Here is a 17218-nt window from a genome sequence, read left to right on the forward strand (position 1 = left end):
AGACTCTTTTGGCATAAAACATGCGCATAGATCAACTCTCCAGCTCAATGCGAAACTTTTTCCCAAGCACCGTAGCAGCGCGAGAAAGCGTTGTCAGGGTCAGGCTGGTGTCAGTTTCGTCGAGCAAACGGTTCAGCGCGGCGCGACTGGTGCGCATTTTTTTGCCATCGCTGATTTTGTAAGCTTTTGCGCCTTCATCTCCTGATCGATCTGCCAAGCGATCACCCGCTTGATTGCTACCGCATTCGCTTCATCAAGGTGCCCTTCCGCTTGAAGAAAATCATCGAAACTGCTGCCGATATGTTCAGCTTTCATCATGTACTCCTGAGTCTTTTCAATGCTATTTGATGGCTAGGCTTTAGATTTAAGTAATTAATTCAAATAAACTTACAAATTATTCTAGATTCTTCGCTTCGCTCAGAATGACAAGAGTGGTGGCCTGTTGTCAAAAATAGCTTATCTTTTTAATCACTGGAATAACAACCCGACAGCAATCACCCACCCACAAACTCCCCGATCACCCGCAAAAACGGCTCCGCGTAACGCTCAAGCTTTACCTCGCCAATCCCTGAAACAGTAAGCATTTCATCGCGCGTCGAAGGCTTGAGGATACTGAGTTCAACGAGAGTCTTATCCGAGAACACTACATACGGCGGCACGCCCTGCTCGTCGGCGAGGCGTTTGCGTAGCGTCCGGAGTTGCTCGAAGAGTTGCTTTTCAGCGTCTGAAAGCGCGTCGAGGCCGCCGCGTTTGGTGGTTGCGGATTTGCCCTTTTTCTCCCTGATCCGCACCAACTCGACACGCTCTTCGCCCCGGAGAATTCTCGCGCCGCTTTCGATCAGGTAGAGCATCGGATACAGCCCCTCGGAGCGGCCAATCGCTTTGCGGGCGAGCAGGTCGTCGATGAGGCGTCGCCAGAACTTCTTGTCGTGCTCCTTGCCAATGCCATAAACCTTGAGGCGGTCGTGGCCGAAATCCTTGATCTTCTGGTTCTTGCTGCCGACGAGGATGTCGATCAGATGTGCCGCGCCGAAGCGTGAGTCGGTGCGGACGATGGCCGAGAGCAGCATCTGCGCCTCGCGGGTGCAGTCGGTCAGCTCGTGCAGACCGAGGCACACGTCGCACGAGGCACAGTTGTCACGCGGATAGGTCTCGCCGAAATAGTCGAGCAGCGTCCGGCGGCGGCAGGCGGTTGACGACGCGAACGACACCACCTTCGAGAGCGAGTCGAGCGCCCGCTGGCGCTCCGCTTCGTCGGTCATCGCGTCAATGAAAAAGCGCACCTTCGGAATGTCGGCTTGCGAAAAGAGCAGGATGCATCGTGCCGCCTCGCCGTCGCGTCCGGCGCGACCCGTCTCCTGATAGTAGCTCTCGATGCTTTTCGGCAAATCGGCGTGGATGACGAAGCGTACGTTCGATTTGTCGATGCCCATACCGAAGGCCACCGTCGCCACGATGAGATCAACCTCGTCACGGATAAACGCATCCTGGTTGTCGTGCCGCTCCCGGTCGTCGAGACCGGCGTGGTACGGCAAAGCGCGAAATCCGCGCTTTTGCAGCATCGCCGCCGTGTCGTTGACGCTCTTGCGGCTCGTGCGGTAGATGATGCCCGGCTGACCAGCAAACTCCTTCAGGATCGAGACAAGCTGCACTTCGCCCGGCTCCTTGAAGCGCACTTCGTAGGTGAGGTTCGGACGGTCGAAGGAGGCTCGGAGCACGAACGGATCGCGCAGGCGGAGCTTCCAGGCGATGTCGTGCTGCACTCGCTCCGTTGCAGTGGCGGTGAAGGCGGCGACCGGAATACCGGGCAAAATTTCGGGAATCGAGGAGAGGGCGAGGTAGTCGGGGCGGAAGTCGTGGCCCCATTCCGAGATGCAGTGCGCCTCGTCGATCACCGCCATGCTGATGCGGCAGCCGCGCAGAATATCGCGGAAATGGTCGAGAGCGAAGCGTTCGGGAGCGACGTAGAGCAGGTCGAGTTCGCCGGATTGCAGCGAGCGGAGCACCGCGGACTGTTCGGCGAACTCAAGCGAGCTGTTCAAGACAGCCGCGCGGATGCCGTTCGATCGCGCCCCGTCAACCTGATCTTTCATGAGCGAAATGAGCGGGCTAACCACTAGCGCCACGCCCGGCATGAGCACCGCCGGAAGCTGGTAGCAGAGCGACTTGCCGCCGCCGGTTGGCATGACGGCGAACACATCCCGACCATCCATCAGCGCCCGGACGATCTGTTCCTGGTTGGGGCGGAACGAACGGAATCCGAAAATCCGGTGCAGCACACCGTCAGGAGATTCGGCACCGGGATGGAAAAATGGGGTACTCATGATTATCAGGGTCAGGAATGAATAGGGCGTCTGAGAATCGAATCTACCTCATGGCTACCCATTTTACAGGCCTCACCCGAATGGTCTGGGGATGACTTTTCAATCGGAGCAAGAAGTGCAGTCGAAATTGTGATCGTCTTGCCAATACTGATGAACGTCACTAAGCCGTCGGGTTCGAACCGGTGAATATGCTCTTTTTGATAGCTGATATTCACAAAAAAGCAAACGCAGTCATTAATCGCGGTTCAAAAGGTCTCAACCACTTATGTGAAGCGACCGTAACCATTGCAAGAGCCACACTCAATCCGTTTTACGCGGCTCACCGGGAGCAATTTTCTGCCGGTACTCGCCAAGAATGGGAAGATCGGCCTCGGGAAAGTCATATGAGCTGGCCTCATCGATTTCGATCCATCGCAGCTCCTCATGCTCACCGGCATCCAGCTCTCCATCGACAATCCTGCAACGAAAAGCGATCAGCCGAAGCGACCGGTCCGGGTAGCTGTGCTCGACCGGAGTAAGGCGCTCGATAATTGCCACCCTTACGCCAAGCTCTTCCAGAAGTTCCCGGTCAAGCGCCGCTGCCTCCGATTCGCCAGCCTCGACCTTGCCACCCGGGAACTCCCATTTCCTTGCAAGATGCTTCCCCTCCGGCCTCCGGGCTATGAGAAACCGGCCATCACGCTCAATGATGGCGCAAACGACGTCGCCGATAAACATTATTTCAGTGACAAGTTATGGAAGGCGCGGTTCGCAAACTGCACTCAAGGCAGGGAAAAAGTAAGGAAAAGTTCTGCCAACAAAGCTTTACCACTACATCAATGGCTCAGTATACCCTGTCAGTTGCTCCCAGATTTCGACTACATCATTCCCTTCGTGCCTGAGGGTATTGGCAAACATTGGTTCATAGCTGTTATGAAGCTGTCTCAGGCGCATAAAGCGACCAGCCAGATCGGATTCCGAAAATTTGTACCTGAGACCAATTCCAGGGCTACCTTCAACCTGGATATCGATCAAGCCAACCTGATGGCCATATTGCGACCATGCCATCTTGACCAAAGTCTCAAAGTCGTTCATTGCACCAACTCCATTAGTGTGTCAAATCCCGATAGAACACAACGTCGTCTGCGACATTATTCTCGATGTTGCTGTCTTCATCTGGTTTATAGGATGAAGCATCCTGTTTGATGACGCGCAGGGTGAAAAGGCGTTTGGCATTGCCCGGCAGATTGACGGATGCCCAGCCACCAAAGTCAGGAATCTGGTAAACGGCATTGAGCTCTATGGAGTCGCCCGCCTTGAGGTTGTTGAAAGACCTGGAAACAAGAATGTCCGAAACTCCCGTTTTCGCGTAGGAATACTGTGGAGCATAACTCAGATTCATAATCAGCTCAGCCACCGATGCTGTCTTGCAACTGCTTTTGCCCACGTTTGTTACCGTGCCGGTAATATTGAGCCTTCCGTTATCAGCTTTGACCAGGGTGAGATTTGCTTCCAGATCAGCAGCCAGCGTGACTCTCGGATACTTGTAGATGCTCAGAGGTGCCTTGTTCTGAAGCGGCTCATACATTACCTGAGCCTGAGCCATCCAATTGAAGGTCAACAGAACGATACCGCACGCGATGGTCAGGGCGAAAATTTTTGATGGATTCATCATGAATCTCCGATACTGAGTTAGGTAACTACTTTTTTCAAGGTATCGATTTTCAATGAAATTCACCCGGTACGCCAAGACAGTGAGGCACTGTTAAGCAACAAAAAAAGCAAGCCCTCGTACTGACGGACCTGCCTGAATAGTTGTAACTTGTGGAGATGGCGGGACTTGAACCCGCGTCCAGAACACTGCTCGATGCAGTCACCACACTCATCTCTGGTGGTTGGGTTTTCGTGGTCCGGTTACACCGCCAGCAGCGTTCGTCCCCTTATCCCGATTGGTTACCCGCACACCCCCTCGGGCTTGAATGTACGGAGCTTACTTGCGCGAACCCATAGGCTCAAGCGCGGGTTATGCCATCCGGCGGCTTCAGAGTAAGCACATTCACCGCAGGACGATGGCGTCTAAATTAACTTGTGCTAATCAGGCAGCCATTGCATACGAATAATCGTCTGCATCTATTGGTACATAGACTTGTTTAACGAGTCCGTCCATGCTGAAACTCGGAGTGCAACGACATCTCACACCTATCCTGTCGATAGCCTGTCATCCCCAGTAGGTCAAAGAACAATTGTGCTCAGGAGTAGATACCATTTTCTCCTGATATTGACAACAAGCGGAATCTGAGAAGAGTTCCGGCGAACATTGCAAAAATCAGTTCATGCCCGGAAGCTCCGGCGAGTTGGCAACATAGCAGTAATCGCCACCTTTGGAGCGCACGGTGCGGCTCCACATGCGTTCGTATTCATCCGTGAATACCTGCTCGCTCGATGCATCGGCGGTGTACCACGAGCCATCTTCGAACTCCTTTTCGAGCTGCCCCGCGCTCCATCCAGCATAACCGAGAAAAAAGCGCACCTCGGACGGTTTGATGACGCCGGTATTGATGAGATAGCTGAGCTGCTCCTTGTCGCCTCCCCAGAAAAGGCCCGGAATCACTTCGACAGCCCCATCAATCACATCACCCCGCGTGTGCAGAAAATGCACTGTATCAACCTGCACCGGACCGCCCATGTGCAACGGCTCATCAATCTCGTCAAATCCGCTGATGGCTTCACACACCTTGAACTCCATCGGCTTGTTCAGAATGAAACCGATCGAACCCTCTTCGTTGTGTTCGCACATGAGAAGCACCGTCCGCTTGAAATTGGATTCAAGCAGATTCGCCGAAGCCAGCAGGAGCTTGCCCGGCTTTAATATTTCAAATTCGTTTGTCATGTGTCACGTTTTTTGCTGCAACCAGTCGAGCACCTCTGCTGCGTGCGTTTCAGGTTTAACCTTTGGCCACACCTTTTCGATGGTGCCCTGTTCATCAATCAGATAGGTGACCCGGTTCGTCCCCATGTACTCTCTGCCCATGAACTTTTTCAGTCCCCAGACTCCGTATGCTTCGACGATTTTTTTCTCATCATCAACCAGGAGCGTGAACGGCAATTCATACTTGTCAGCGAATTTACGATGAGCTTTCTGCCCATCGACGCTCACCCCGAGCACCACTGCATCTACCTTTTCAAAGTTAGGCAAATTGTCACGAAAAGCACAAGCCTCCTTGGTGCAACCCGGCGTATCGTCCTTCGGGTAAAAGTAGAGAACAACCTTTCTGCCTATGTAGTCGCGAAGGGAAACTTCCTTCCCATCCTGGTCTTTCGCGGTGAATTCCGGAGCCTTCTGGCCCGCCTGCAATAGTGCCATGACTGGTGATTTATAATTACATTTTCATCGAGTTTTCAGCATCGGGAACTCATATCCGCCTACAAAAAGTTTCCTGGATTTTTCATGGCACCGGAGCAGGATCACCTATCTTCAGAAATTATTTGAACACGGTTCCGGTTTTTGCGGATGAGATCGAACGGCTGCATTGTGCTTCCGTTTCGAAATGAAACCGACACCTACTCTTTACTGTTTCCGGCATGAAGTCATTTGCATTCTGCCCGCTGTGCGCCACACCACTGAACGACTCTTTCATCGATGGCCGCGACCGGATGAGCTGTCCTCAGTGCGGATGGGTGCACTACATCAATCCCCTGCCGGTCGCCGTCGCTCTGACGGTCAACCGGAACAACGAGCTCCTGATGATCCGGCGTGCGCACGAACCGGCCTTCAACGAATGGGCGCTGCCCGGCGGATTTCTCGAAGCGGGCGAACGGCCCGAGGAGGGGTGCCTGCGGGAACTGTTCGAGGAGACCTCGCTGGAGGGAACCATCGACAAACTGATCGGGGTGTGGCATCTGGAATCGGAGCTGTACGGATCACTGATGGCGGTAGCGTACCGCGTGATTGCAGCTCACGAGCGCATCTCGATCAACCACGAGGTGTTCGAGGCGGGATTCTACCGGCCCGACAACATGCCTCCGGTAAGGATTCCGCTGCATCGCCAGATCATCGAACAGAGCCGCTGGCCGGAGTACGATCTGTCGCTCACTCTATAACGGCTGGCGGAGGAACCACCGCGCCCTGGAGCTGATAGGCCTTGAGATCGAAGTACGGCAACACGGCGAAAATATGATCAAGGATGTCTGCCTGCACCCCTTCGTATTCCGCCCAATCTTTCGTTCTGGTGAAGCAGTAGATCTCGCACGGCAAACTGAAGGCATCCGGTTGCAGATACCGGATCATAATCATCATATCGGTATTGATTTTCGCCAGATTGTGCACGTAGGCCTGGAGATAGGCGCGGAAAGTGCCGAGATTGGTAAGCCGACGGCCATTGACTGGCGAGCCGTCATCAGCGCCCACAGCCCGGTTGTGGTTGGCGATCTCCTGAAGACGTTCCTGCAGGTAAGGCTTCAGAAGCTGGACCGCCTCGACTTTTTTCATGAGTTCGCCGTCGAGAAACCGGATGCTCTGCATGTCGATATTGAAGGAGCGCTTGATGCGTCGCCCGTCCGACTCCTGCATCCCCCGCCAGTTCTTGAACCCCTCGGAAATGAGCGTATAGGCCGGAAGCACCACAATGGTTTTGTCGAAGTTCTGCACCGACACGGTCACGAGCGAAAGGTCGATCACATCGCCATCAGCGCCATATTTGGGCATCGTAATCCAGTCGCCGATGCGCACCACGTTGGTCGAAAGCTGCACACCCGCCACGAGCCCAAGAATCGAATCCTTGAAAATGAGCAGCAGCACCGCCGTGAAGGCGCCAATACCGCTGATGAACACCACGGGAGACTGGCCGAGCAGCCGGGAGATGACAATCACTGCGCCAATCGAAACGACAACAGTCTTGATCACCTGCACGATGCTTTTGACCGGCAGCTTCATGCCAATCGGGTGCCCCGAGTAGAATTCGTAAACAACATCGAGCACGGCGAGCAGCAGCAGAATAACGACCACGGCAAAATAGATGACCAGCCCATCCGTTACCTGCGGCACCGCGGCAGGATAGAACTGCAGAACAGTACCGGCCATCCGGTACGCGAGCAACGGCACCACCAGCCGGGCGATCCAGTCGAACACGCCCTGGCTCACCATGAGGTCATCGAGGTTGGTTGCCGTTTTTGCCGCGAAGTGACTGATGGATTGGAGAAGGAATTTTTTCGTGATGACCTCGACAATGCCGATAAGCGCTACGGCTCCGAGAACGGCGATCAGCGTGGCCACCGGCGTGGCGATTGCGTGATCGATTTTGAAGGATTCGATATAGAGCAGAAGGGAGTCGAGCATAACTGGCGGGATTGGATATTGCGGGGTTCAACGGGAATTGCGTGCTTGCAGAGCCAGTAAGGTTACGCACAAAAAAAATGCCGATTAACCGAAAAAGTTGCCGAAACCGCCCGTCAGGTTTCAGCGACAGGAATCGTGACCGTAAAGGTCGAGCCGCGGTTAATCCGGGAGCGCACCTCCACCTTGCCCCGGTGCGCAAGCACGATGTGCTTGACAATCGACAGGCCGAGACCGGTGCCGCCAAGATCGCGGGAACGCGCCTTGTCAACCCGGTAGAATCGCTCGAAAATCCGTTCGAGATCGGCCTGCGGAATGCCGATGCCGTTGTCGGCGACCTCGATGCTGACACCATCGCCCGAGGCGTAGGCGCTGACTCGTACCCGACCGCTCTCCGCATCGACATACTTGATGGCGTTATCGATGAGGTTGCGCATGACGATGTCGAAGTAGTTGCGGTCAGCATAGACTGGCGGCAACCCTTCAGGCGCGTTCAGCTCAATGCGCACGCCCTTGCGTGAAGCGGCTGGTTCGAAGAGCGCCACCGTTTTTTCGAGCTGCGGTTTGACATCGACCGACTCGAAAGTGTAAACGATCTTGCCCGATTCGATGCGCGACAGATCGAGCACATCGTTGACCAGCGCCGTGAGCTGCTCGCTCTCCTGGAGGATGATATTCAGAAATGCCGTGGCGTTTTCCGGATCGTTCATCGCCCCTTCGAGCAGTGTTTCGGTGTACCCCTTGATGCTCGCCAGCGGCGTGCGCAGCTCGTGCGACACGCTGGAGACGAAATCGCGGCGCGTGCGTTCAAGATTGCGCAGGCGAGTCACGTCGTTGATGACAAGCACCGTACCGTCGAACTGCTCGCCCTTCATCACCGGCACGGCAGTCACCTTGAGCGTGCGCCTGCCCTTGGAGGTCATGGCCGACAGCTCTTCGTTGTAAACCCCGCTCTGGCGACGGTGCACCCGCTCGAACAGCTCCCGCATCCCCGGATCCTCGATATTGGTGACCGGTATCGAGCGCTTCCAGGCGGCCTCGATCATGAACAGCCGCGACGCGGCGGGGTTGGCAAGCACGATCTCACCCGAAGCGTTGGTAACGATGATCGCCTCGCGGATGCTCGACAGTACCTCCCGCAGCCACTCCTCCTTGCGGGTCAGCCTCACGATCTCTTCGGAAAGATAGTTGAACGCCCGCGCCAGGCGCCCGATTTCGTCGTCATGCTTGACGGGAATCTTCACCTCCGTCTCGCCGTGCAGAAAGCGGTCGGCGGCGCTGGCGATCCTGACCAGCGGGCGGGAGAGAAAGACCGCCGACAAGGTCCCCGCCGTCAGGGCAAGCAGGAGCGCCCAGTAGAGGCCCCCTTCGATGCCCTTGTCAATCTGTGCCTCGACCGCAGCGATGTCGTGCAGCGGCTTGGCCAGCCTGAGCACGGCCCAATGCTCGGGCCTACCGACCGGCATGGCCATGTAAAGCATGTTTTCACGAACGGAAACGCTGAAGCGCGTCGCCTCGCCGAGGCCACCGGCAAGCGCCGCTTTGACCTCTTCGCGATTTCGATGGTTCTCAAGCATGGCAAGTTTGGCAGCGGAGACGTAAGAGTCTCCAATGACCTTGCCATCGAGACCGATCAGCGTGACCCTCACGTCGAGCGTCTTGCCAACCCGGTCAGTCCACTGGTCGGAAAGCTCCGGATTGCTCCACCCCGGCGGGCGGTTCTCCAGCATTCCGGCGGTAAGGCGAAGGTCGTGCAAGAGGCTGGTGCGAACGTTCTGAAACAGCACCTTGCGGAGCTGACGCCCCTGATAGACATAACTGAAGGCAAGCGAAAAAAAGATGATCAGGCCGAAAACCAGACCAAGTCTGAATGAGAGCTTAGCCTTCATTCAAATCGTCTCCGTTTTCATCGAACTTGTAGCCAAGGCCTCGAACGGTCTTGATGAAGCGCCCGGAGTCGCCGAGCTTTTCGCGGAGCCGCGTAACGTGCGTGTCGATGGTGCGGGTATTGATGCTCTTGTCCACATCCCACACGTCGCTCAGGAGCACCTCGCGCGTCTGCGCCTGCCCTTTGCGTTTCAAGAGGAGCGCAAGCAGCTTGAACTCCATCAGGGTCAGCACCAGCGGACGACCATCGAGCGTGGCCGCATGGCGTCCGATATCGACCTCGATGCCACCCGAGCGGAGCACCTCCTGCACGTTGCTGCGGTTGCGGCGGTCGCGCTTGAGAATCGCGCGGATACGCAGATTCAGCTCGCGGGGGCTGAAGGGCTTGACCACATAGTCGTCGATGCCGAGTTCGAACCCGAGCACCTTGTCGATCTCCTCGCCCTTGGCGGTCAGCATGACGATGGGCAGATCGCTCCACTGCACATTCTGGCGAATGCGGCGGCACACCTCGAAGCCGTCGATACCAGGCAGCATGATGTCGAGCAGCGCGAGGTTCACGGCATGGCGTTGCAGCTCGTCGAGCGCATCCTCTCCACTGGCGGCGTGAATGCAGCCATAACCGGCTTTTTCGAGGTTGTACTTCAGGAGCCCGGCAAGGTTCCGGTCATCTTCGACGATCAGTATGGAGGTTTCAGCCATGCTCGTTCAATTGTGTTCAGTTCAGGGGATTTTCCAGCAGGCCGCCCGATGGCCCGGTTCATATTCGAGAATCGGCGGCTGCTCACGGCGGCAGTGGTCATCAGCCAGCGGACAGCGCCCGGCGAACCGGCATCCGTCCGGCAAACGGGTGGCGCTCGGTACGTTGCCCTCGATCACGTTCAGCCGCTCCTTTTTCGCGCCGAGACGCGGAATCGACTTCAGCAGCCCTTGCGTGTAGGGGTGGAGCGGATTCTCGAAAATGTGCCGCACCGTGCCGCTCTCGGCGATGCGCGAAGCGTACATAACGACCACCTCTTCGCAAAGCTCGGCCACCACGCCGAAGTCGTGCGTAATGAGCATCACGCTCATACCCCGCTCCTCGCGCAGCTTGCCGATGAGTTCGAGAATCTGCGCCTGCACCGTCACGTCGAGCGCCGTCGTCGGCTCGTCGGCGATGAGCAGCTCCGGCCCGCAGGACAAAGCCATGGCGATCATCACCCGCTGCCGCATTCCGCCGGACATCTCGTGCGGGTAGGAGTCGATGCGCTCGGAAGGATTCGGAATGCCAACCAGATTCAGCAGTTCGACCGCCTGTTTGCGCGCCTCGGCCTTGCTCACATCGCGGTGGTTGAGAATCTGCTCCGTGATCTGATCTCCACAGGTGAAGACCGGATTGAGCGAACTCATCGGTTCCTGAAAGATCATGGCGATCTCGTTGCCGCGAATCTTGCGCATCTCGGCTTCGGTTGCCTTGACGATGCTGCGCCCTTTCCAGAGAATATCGCCCCCGGCAAAGTAGCCCGGCGGCATCGGCACGAGGCGCATGATCGACAGCGCCGTCACCGACTTGCCGCATCCCGACTCACCGACGATGCCGATGATGCGGTTCGGCGCAAGCGAAAAGCTGACGCCATCGACAGCCTTGGCAATACCGCTATCGGTACGGTACCAGGTTTTGAGATTCTTGAGTTCGAGAAGATGCTCCATAAATAATGACCATGCGCCCGCGCCCGCCGGCGAAGTGCGCAGCTTTGATGAAGGTGAATGTACGACAGAGAACTTTGACAATTACGACCGCAAAAGGCCGCGACAGTGCAATTTGCACAATTTTCACAAAGTATGGGAGATGAAAGTTCAGGGTGGAGGGGAACAATGCAGAAAGCCTATCGATTATGACTTGCTCACGAATCGATTGGCAGAAATGATCGGAAGCATGCCCATTGCTATACTTCTTTTTTTGCGAATCTTATCCTTAAAGTGATTGTCAACTCGATTTATCGCTCCCTTTATCTCGACTGAAAACTCATTTTCATCATCAAACCGATAAATTACACGATCATTCTTTTGAACACGAGCTGGATTTCGATCGACTGTAGCCCCAGGTCTGGCAAACGCACCTTTTAGCCAAAAATGAAACCATAATTCTGCTCTCAGCTTACGAACTAATTTCCCCACGCCCTCGAACCTCTCCTCCACCTCTTGGCCCCATATTGCTTTTGACTCTAGAATCACATGTATTCAGCAGTCCCTTTAACTTGTCTTCGCCAAGTACTTAACCCGACAATACCAATTATCAACGCTCCGATAGTTCCAGCTATTGATACGATGTCTTTTGTCACGGCCCAAAATCGATATTGGATATGGTCAAACAAATATCCATGAATCTCCTTTATGAATCATAATCACAGGCCAGCCCAAACGAAGAGTAAATCTAACGAATTGATCAGTTATACCAACGATCTCAGCATCATCATCGCCCTGTACGGGCAGGCCTCGCGCCTGCTCTGCCCTCCCCGCATCATCCCCGCAAAACGCGGCTCGCTCTTTCAACGCCCTTTAGTATATTCCCATATTGATAATACCGCCTCCGGCGCAGGGCGCTTTGCCTCGCTCCGAAAATCCGGGTTGCATTGTCTGCGAATTAAATACCGCGGACTGAATTTCCGTTTGCCCGAAATCAGTATCGATGCCGTTCTATGAAATTTTCCGCTAATCCCGCGCCACAGTTCGCCAGTATCGTCAAAAGACCGGTCGATCTCGTGATCGACAGCCTTGCCGCGTCGGCTCCTTATCGCGCCCTCCGCGAGGCGCTTTCGGTAACGGCGGACGAAGAGCACCGGCCCGTGGACATCTGCGGCGTTCGGGGTTCACTCGCGCCGTTCATCGCCGCCGGGCTGTTCCGGGATTTCGACGCGCCGGTGGTGCTTTTTTGCAGCGCCGACGAGGAGGAGGTGTACGACAACGACCTGCCACTGCTGCTTGGCGGCAAGCCCTTCCGCAACACCGCCGACGAGCTTTCTCCGGCGCTCGGAATGCTCTCCCGGCGCGAGTCGCTCGTCGTGCTGGCGGCCTTCGAGGATGTCGGCGTTGAGGTGTGCAGCGCGGAGTCGTCGGGTGAACGGCTCTTTTCGCTCTCCGCCGGAAGCGATGTCGGGTACGACGCACTGATGCAGTTCCTTAAAAACAACGGCTTCGAGAAGCGGGAGTTCGTCGAGAACGAAGGCGAGTTTTCGGTGCGCGGCTCGATCATCGATGTCTTCAGCTACGGCAGCCGCGAACCGGTGCGCATCGAGTTCTTCGGCGACACGGTCAGCTCGCTCAGGAATTTCGACACCGACAGCCAGCTCTCGACCTCGGCCATCGAGTCGGTCGATCTGTTCGGCAGCTTCACGCAGAACAGCGAAGCAACCAGCCACTCCGGCATCCTCGACTACCTGCCGGAATCAACGATCATCGTCATCGACGACGCCACCGCGATGCAGAGCGCCACGAGCCGCGCCGTGCTCGAAGCGGCGCTCCCCCGCTTCCGGCACGTGGTAATCCACCGGATCGACAGGCAAGGCATCGACTTCAACTCAAGCGAGCAGCAGCACCTGCAAGGAAATTTCCGTCTGCTGGCCGGCCGCTTGCAGGAGAAGGCAGAGCGCGGGCTGAAACCGCTCTTCGCCTGCGCGTCACGCCGGGAAATCGAGGAGCTGGCGGAGTTCATTGCTGACGAAAACGCCGGTAAATCGCCCGACGCTATCAAATGGATTCCGGCGAACCTGCACTCCGGCTTTTCGTTTGGCGAGCTGAATCTCTACACCGAATCCGACATTTTCGGCAAGTTCCACACCTACAAAACACACCGCAAACGCAAGGTTCGGGGCATTTCGCTCAAGGAGCTTCAGCGCCTCAAGGTTGGCGATTACGTCGTGCACGAAGATTACGGCGTCGGCGTGTTCCGGTCGCTCGAAACGATCCAGGTAGGAGATTCGGAACAGGAGTGCGTGCTGGTCGAGTACGAGGGCGGCGACCAGTTGTACGTCAATGTGCAGAACATCAACCTCCTCTCGAAGTACACCGCTTCGGAGGGGTCGCTGCCGAATCTCTCGAAACTCGGCAGCTCGAAATGGAGCGCCAAGAAGGAGAAGGTGCGCAAGAAGCTGCGCGACATCGCGGCCAAGCTGATCCGCGTGTACGCCGAGCGCAAGATGACACCCGGTTTCGCCTTCGGGCCGGATTCGATCTTCCAGCGTGAGTTCGAAGCCTCCTTCATGTTCGAGGAAACCCCCGACCAGCTCAAGGCAATCCAGGAGGTCAAGAAGGACATGCAGTCCCCCTCACCGATGGATCGGCTCATCTGCGGCGACGCCGGATTCGGCAAGACCGAGATCGCCATGCGCGCAGCTTTCAAGGCGGTCGAGTCGAAAAAGCAGGTAGCGATCCTGACGCCGACCACCATTCTGACACACCAGCACGGCGAGTCGTTCGCGCGGCGCTTCGCCAACTTCCCGGTCAACATCGCCGTTCTGAGCCGCTTCGTGCCGAAAAAGCAGCAGAAGGAGGTGATCGAACGGATCGCATCGGGGGCGGTGGACATTGTGATTGGCACGCACCGACTGGTCTCGTCGGACGTGGTGTTCAAGGATCTGGGGCTGCTCGTCATCGACGAGGAGCAGCACTTCGGCGTCGAGGTCAAGGAGAAGCTCCGCCAGCAGTTCCCCGGCGTCGATACGCTCACCATGTCGGCCACGCCGATTCCGCGCACCATGCAGTTTTCGATGCTCGGCGCACGCGACATCTCCATCGTTTCAACGCCGCCAAAGAACCGCCAGCCGGTCGAGACGGTCATCACGGAGTACGACTCGGCGACGATCCAGGCGGCCATCCAGCGCGAAATCCAGCGGGAAGGTCAGGTCTTCTTCCTGAACAACCGCATCGCCAGCCTCGAAGATGCCGAACGCACCATACGCGAACTCGTGCCTTACGCCCGCATCGCCTCGGCGCACGGCCAGATGCCCGCCAAGGAGCTGGAAAACATCATGATGGACTTCATGCAGCAGGAGCTCGACGTACTCATCGCGACCTCGATCATCGGCTCGGGCCTCGACATCTCCAACGCCAACACGATCATCATCAACCGCGCCGACATGTTCGGCCTGTCGGATTTGTACCAGCTCCGGGGGCGCGTGGGACGAAGCGAGCGCAAGGCGTACTGCTACCTCGTCACGCCGCCGCTGCACACGCTCAAGCGCGAGGCAATCCAGCGCATCGCGGTGATCGAGAGCTTCACGGAGCTTGGCTCCGGCATCAACGTCGCCCTGCGCGACCTCGACATTCGCGGCGCGGGTAACCTGCTCGGCGCGGAGCAGTCGGGCTTCATCCACGAGATTGGCTTCGACCTTTACCAGAAGATGATCGAGGAGACCGTCGCCGAACTCAAGCTGACGGAATTCAGCCACATCTTCAGCGACAGCGAGAAGGCAGCGCTCAAGCCGCAGAGGCCTTGCGACATGATCTTCTTCTTCGACGCGCTCCTCCCCGATTACTACATCACGGCCACCCAGGAGCGCTTCTCGTGCTACGACCGCATTTCGAAAGCCGCTGACGACGCGGCGCTCCGGAACATTTCCAAAGAACTCGAAGACCGCTTCGGCGCGATGCCCGCCGAGGTGCAAAATCTGCTCGCACTCACCCGCATGAAGCATCTCGGCTCGGCGCTCGGCCTCGAAAAGATCGACCTCCAGCCATCGACCGCCACAATCTTCCTGCCGTCCGACGAGGACAAGGAGTTCTACGACAGCGCTTTCTTCCAGAACCTGATCGTGGCATTGCAGGATGGTACAATCAAAGAGTACCACCCGCAGTTCAGGCACGAGAAAAAGATGAAGCTCGTCTTCCGGCACCCCGGAACCGCCGACACCGCTCCCCTCGCGCTGATCGCGCGGTACGAAGCGCTGCTGAAGGAGATCGCCGAGAGGGCGACAAGCGAATAAAATCCGCTATTCATCTACCCTTTTATAGGTCTTTTACGATTTATAAGACCTGTTCTCCCTCCCCCCCCCAACTTTTCACAATTGTTTAGAAACTATTTCCCGAATCTCTACTGTTATGGTGGATATGACGAAATTCACTTGATAAACATAAAAACATACAGTCATGAACATCACCGTAAACGATAGAGAGTGTTCCGCCCAGGTTGGGGATAGATTGCTCGATGTAGCTCGCGCCAATCACAGCCATATAGGTTATTTCTGCGGCGGCAACGCCATCTGCCAGACCTGCTACGTCAGGGTGCTCGAAGGTGCGGAGTTGCTTTCGCCGATGAGTGACGCCGAAAAGGCGATGCTTTCCGACAAGCTGGTCAAGAAGGGGACGCGAATGGCCTGTCAGACACTTATAGAGAAACCCGGCAAGATCACGGTTCTCTCCGAGGTCGAAGCGGCCAAGAGGATGACTCTGGAAAACCCGCTCCAGCTTCCGGCATATATGGGCAAAATGGGTTGGGAGTCCGCCGTCAAGTTCACCGATACGATTGCCTTCCAGGCAAGGCGTGAACAGGGAGAACATGCACTGGAGCCGACCCAGCTGCTTCACGATGTGGCCGCCGCCATCGGCGACGCGATTCAACTGGTGTTCAACGCGATTCAGGCCGCCTTTGGCGTGAAGCGTTCAGCGGACAAGCCCCAGATCAAAGCGGGCAACGGATGCGGCTGTGATACGGCGCTCCTCGCAAAAACGGCAACTTGTGACAACGGTCATGGAAGGATCGTCTCTCCTGAAATACTCCAGCTCCATCAGGAGAGCGGCGCGGTCTGCAACTGACCTGCGTTTGAAAAAGCCGGCTTGTCCGGCTTTTTTCTTGTCCGCTCATTTGACGCAGTACCGTTGAAAGGACTCTTTGAAACCCATCGAACCGGAAGTATATTTTCGAATAGGCAAACCTGCCCGCGCTTGTTTCTTAGAGTCATCGTTCACCAATGAAAATCTCACCGCCATGATTATCTACATCAATGACAAACCCTGCAACGCCAAGGTCGGGGAGTTGCTGCTCAACACCGCAAAACAGAACAAGTCTCACATCGGCTACATCTGCGGCGGCAACGGCATATGCCAGAGCTGCTTCGTCTATGTACTCGAAGGCGCTGAATGCCTCTCCGAACCGGGCGAAGACGAAAAGGCTTTTATCTCCGACAAGCTCTTTGCAGAAGGCGGACGCCTCGCCTGCCGCACCACCATCGTCAAGGAGGGGACGATCCGGGTGCTGACCCGTGCCGAAAAGTTCCGGCGGATCGTGCTTGGACTGAACGTCCCGGGCTTCATCACCTACGCACAGACGATCGGTTACAATGTGACAAACAAACTCCCGTCCGGCGTTTCAAGCATCGTCTCAAGAGTGCAGAGCGGGCGACTCAATCCTGTCGATACAATCGGCAAGATCGCCAGCGGCCTCAGCCCGGCATCGCAACTTGCCTACAATAATTTTATTGAGACCTTCCCCTTCATGGAAACCCCCGTAAATCTGGTTAGCGGTGTAACCAAAGGCGCGCTCGACAATGCCTCTGGCGCACTGTGCACCATCAGCGGCGGTCGGCTTCACCTGCCGGGTTCGACCTGCGCAACCCACGACAAACCGGCTGAACCCATCGAGCGCATTACCATCACGACGAAATAAACCATACAAACTCTTGACCAACGAGCGTCCCCGGCTTTCATGAATTGCAGTCGGGGA

At 56.4% G+C, this 17218-nt stretch carries 16 protein-coding genes, 1 other RNA gene and 1 pseudogene; 5 read left to right on the forward strand and 13 right to left on the reverse strand.

The features are described from left to right. Window positions 1–31 precede the first annotated feature (31 nt). From NY406_RS11325 to bcp, 8 genes and pseudogenes are all read right to left on the reverse strand, one after another. Window positions 32–315, reverse strand: a pseudogene (locus NY406_RS11325) (Fis family transcriptional regulator). 179 nt (window positions 316–494) lie between these two features. Further along, window positions 495–2324, reverse strand: a complete 1830-nt coding sequence (recQ, locus tag NY406_RS07065) for a DNA helicase RecQ (RefSeq protein WP_260533404.1) — start codon at window positions 2322–2324, stop codon at window positions 495–497. Between the two features lie 300 nt (window positions 2325–2624). Next, the gene (locus NY406_RS07070; RefSeq protein WP_260533405.1) at window positions 2625–3041 is read right to left on the reverse strand and encodes a (deoxy)nucleoside triphosphate pyrophosphohydrolase; all 417 of its coding nucleotides are present in this window, start codon (window positions 3039–3041) and stop codon (window positions 2625–2627) included. Window positions 3042–3134: 93 nt separating this feature from the next. Further along, window positions 3135–3398: a hypothetical protein gene (locus tag NY406_RS07075; RefSeq protein ID WP_260533406.1), complete on the reverse strand. Its 264-nt coding sequence runs from the start codon at window positions 3396–3398 to the stop codon at window positions 3135–3137. A gap of 13 nt (window positions 3399–3411) precedes the next feature. After that, window positions 3412–3978, reverse strand: coding sequence for a hypothetical protein (locus NY406_RS07080; protein ID WP_260533407.1), 567 nt, complete (start codon window positions 3976–3978; stop codon window positions 3412–3414). 147 nt (window positions 3979–4125) lie between these two features. Then, window positions 4126–4529, reverse strand: a transfer-messenger RNA (tmRNA) gene (gene ssrA, locus NY406_RS07085). Window positions 4530–4629: 100 nt separating this feature from the next. Continuing rightward, window positions 4630–5193, reverse strand: coding sequence for a YqgE/AlgH family protein (locus NY406_RS07090; protein WP_260533408.1), 564 nt, complete (start codon window positions 5191–5193; stop codon window positions 4630–4632). A 3-nt stretch (window positions 5194–5196) separates the two neighbouring features. Beyond that, complete coding sequence (gene bcp / locus NY406_RS07095) at window positions 5197–5667, reverse strand: thioredoxin-dependent thiol peroxidase (RefSeq protein ID WP_260533409.1); 471 nt, start codon at window positions 5665–5667, stop codon at window positions 5197–5199. Between the two features lie 218 nt (window positions 5668–5885). Between bcp and NY406_RS07100 the strand changes: the two genes are divergently transcribed. Then, the gene (locus NY406_RS07100) at window positions 5886–6404 is read left to right on the forward strand and encodes an NUDIX hydrolase (protein ID WP_260533410.1); all 519 of its coding nucleotides are present in this window, start codon (window positions 5886–5888) and stop codon (window positions 6402–6404) included. Here NY406_RS07100 and NY406_RS07105 read toward each other — a convergent pair. The 5 genes from NY406_RS07105 to NY406_RS07125 all read right to left on the reverse strand — a co-directional run bounded on the left by NY406_RS07105 (window position 6394) and on the right by NY406_RS07125 (window position 11700). Further along, window positions 6394–7638 carry a mechanosensitive ion channel family protein gene (locus NY406_RS07105; protein WP_260533411.1) on the reverse strand — a complete coding sequence of 415 codons (1245 nt, stop codon included), beginning with the start codon at window positions 7636–7638 and terminating at the stop codon, window positions 6394–6396. The two genes, NY406_RS07100 and NY406_RS07105, sit on opposite strands and share 11 nt — an antisense overlap. Window positions 7639–7751: 113 nt before the next feature. Then, on the reverse strand, window positions 7752–9524 hold the full coding sequence (locus NY406_RS07110) for an ATP-binding protein (protein ID WP_260533412.1): 1773 nt from the start codon (window positions 9522–9524) through the stop codon (window positions 7752–7754). Next, on the reverse strand, window positions 9514–10224 hold the full coding sequence (locus NY406_RS07115) for a response regulator transcription factor (RefSeq protein WP_260533413.1): 711 nt from the start codon (window positions 10222–10224) through the stop codon (window positions 9514–9516). The genes NY406_RS07110 and NY406_RS07115 overlap by 11 nt, the downstream gene beginning before the upstream one ends. Window positions 10225–10245: 21 nt before the next feature. Continuing rightward, complete coding sequence (locus tag NY406_RS07120; protein ID WP_260533414.1) at window positions 10246–11211, reverse strand: ABC transporter ATP-binding protein; 966 nt, start codon at window positions 11209–11211, stop codon at window positions 10246–10248. Window positions 11212–11394: 183 nt separating this feature from the next. Next, complete coding sequence (locus NY406_RS07125) at window positions 11395–11700, reverse strand: hypothetical protein (RefSeq protein ID WP_260533415.1); 306 nt, start codon at window positions 11698–11700, stop codon at window positions 11395–11397. A 195-nt stretch (window positions 11701–11895) separates the two neighbouring features. Here NY406_RS07125 and NY406_RS07130 point away from each other — a divergent pair, with 195 nt between their 5' ends. The 4 genes from NY406_RS07130 (at window position 11896) to NY406_RS07145 (ending at window position 17161) form a co-directional block, all read left to right on the forward strand. Further along, the gene (locus NY406_RS07130) at window positions 11896–12204 is read left to right on the forward strand and encodes a hypothetical protein (RefSeq protein WP_260533416.1); all 309 of its coding nucleotides are present in this window, start codon (window positions 11896–11898) and stop codon (window positions 12202–12204) included. Further along, entirely contained in the window at window positions 12201–15482 is a 3282-nt protein-coding gene (gene mfd / locus NY406_RS07135; protein WP_260533417.1) for a transcription-repair coupling factor, read from the forward strand. The genes NY406_RS07130 and mfd overlap by 4 nt, the downstream gene beginning before the upstream one ends. Window positions 15483–15645: 163 nt before the next feature. Continuing rightward, window positions 15646–16311, forward strand: coding sequence for a (2Fe-2S)-binding protein (locus tag NY406_RS07140; RefSeq protein WP_260533418.1), 666 nt, complete (start codon window positions 15646–15648; stop codon window positions 16309–16311). A 172-nt stretch (window positions 16312–16483) separates the two neighbouring features. After that, the gene (locus NY406_RS07145) at window positions 16484–17161 is read left to right on the forward strand and encodes a (2Fe-2S)-binding protein (RefSeq protein ID WP_260533419.1); all 678 of its coding nucleotides are present in this window, start codon (window positions 16484–16486) and stop codon (window positions 17159–17161) included. The last annotated feature ends 57 nt before the right edge of the window (window positions 17162–17218 follow it).

The sequence above is a fragment of the Chlorobaculum sp. MV4-Y genome (genome assembly GCF_025244685.1).
GTDB lineage: Bacteria > Bacteroidota > Chlorobiia > Chlorobiales > Chlorobiaceae > Chlorobaculum.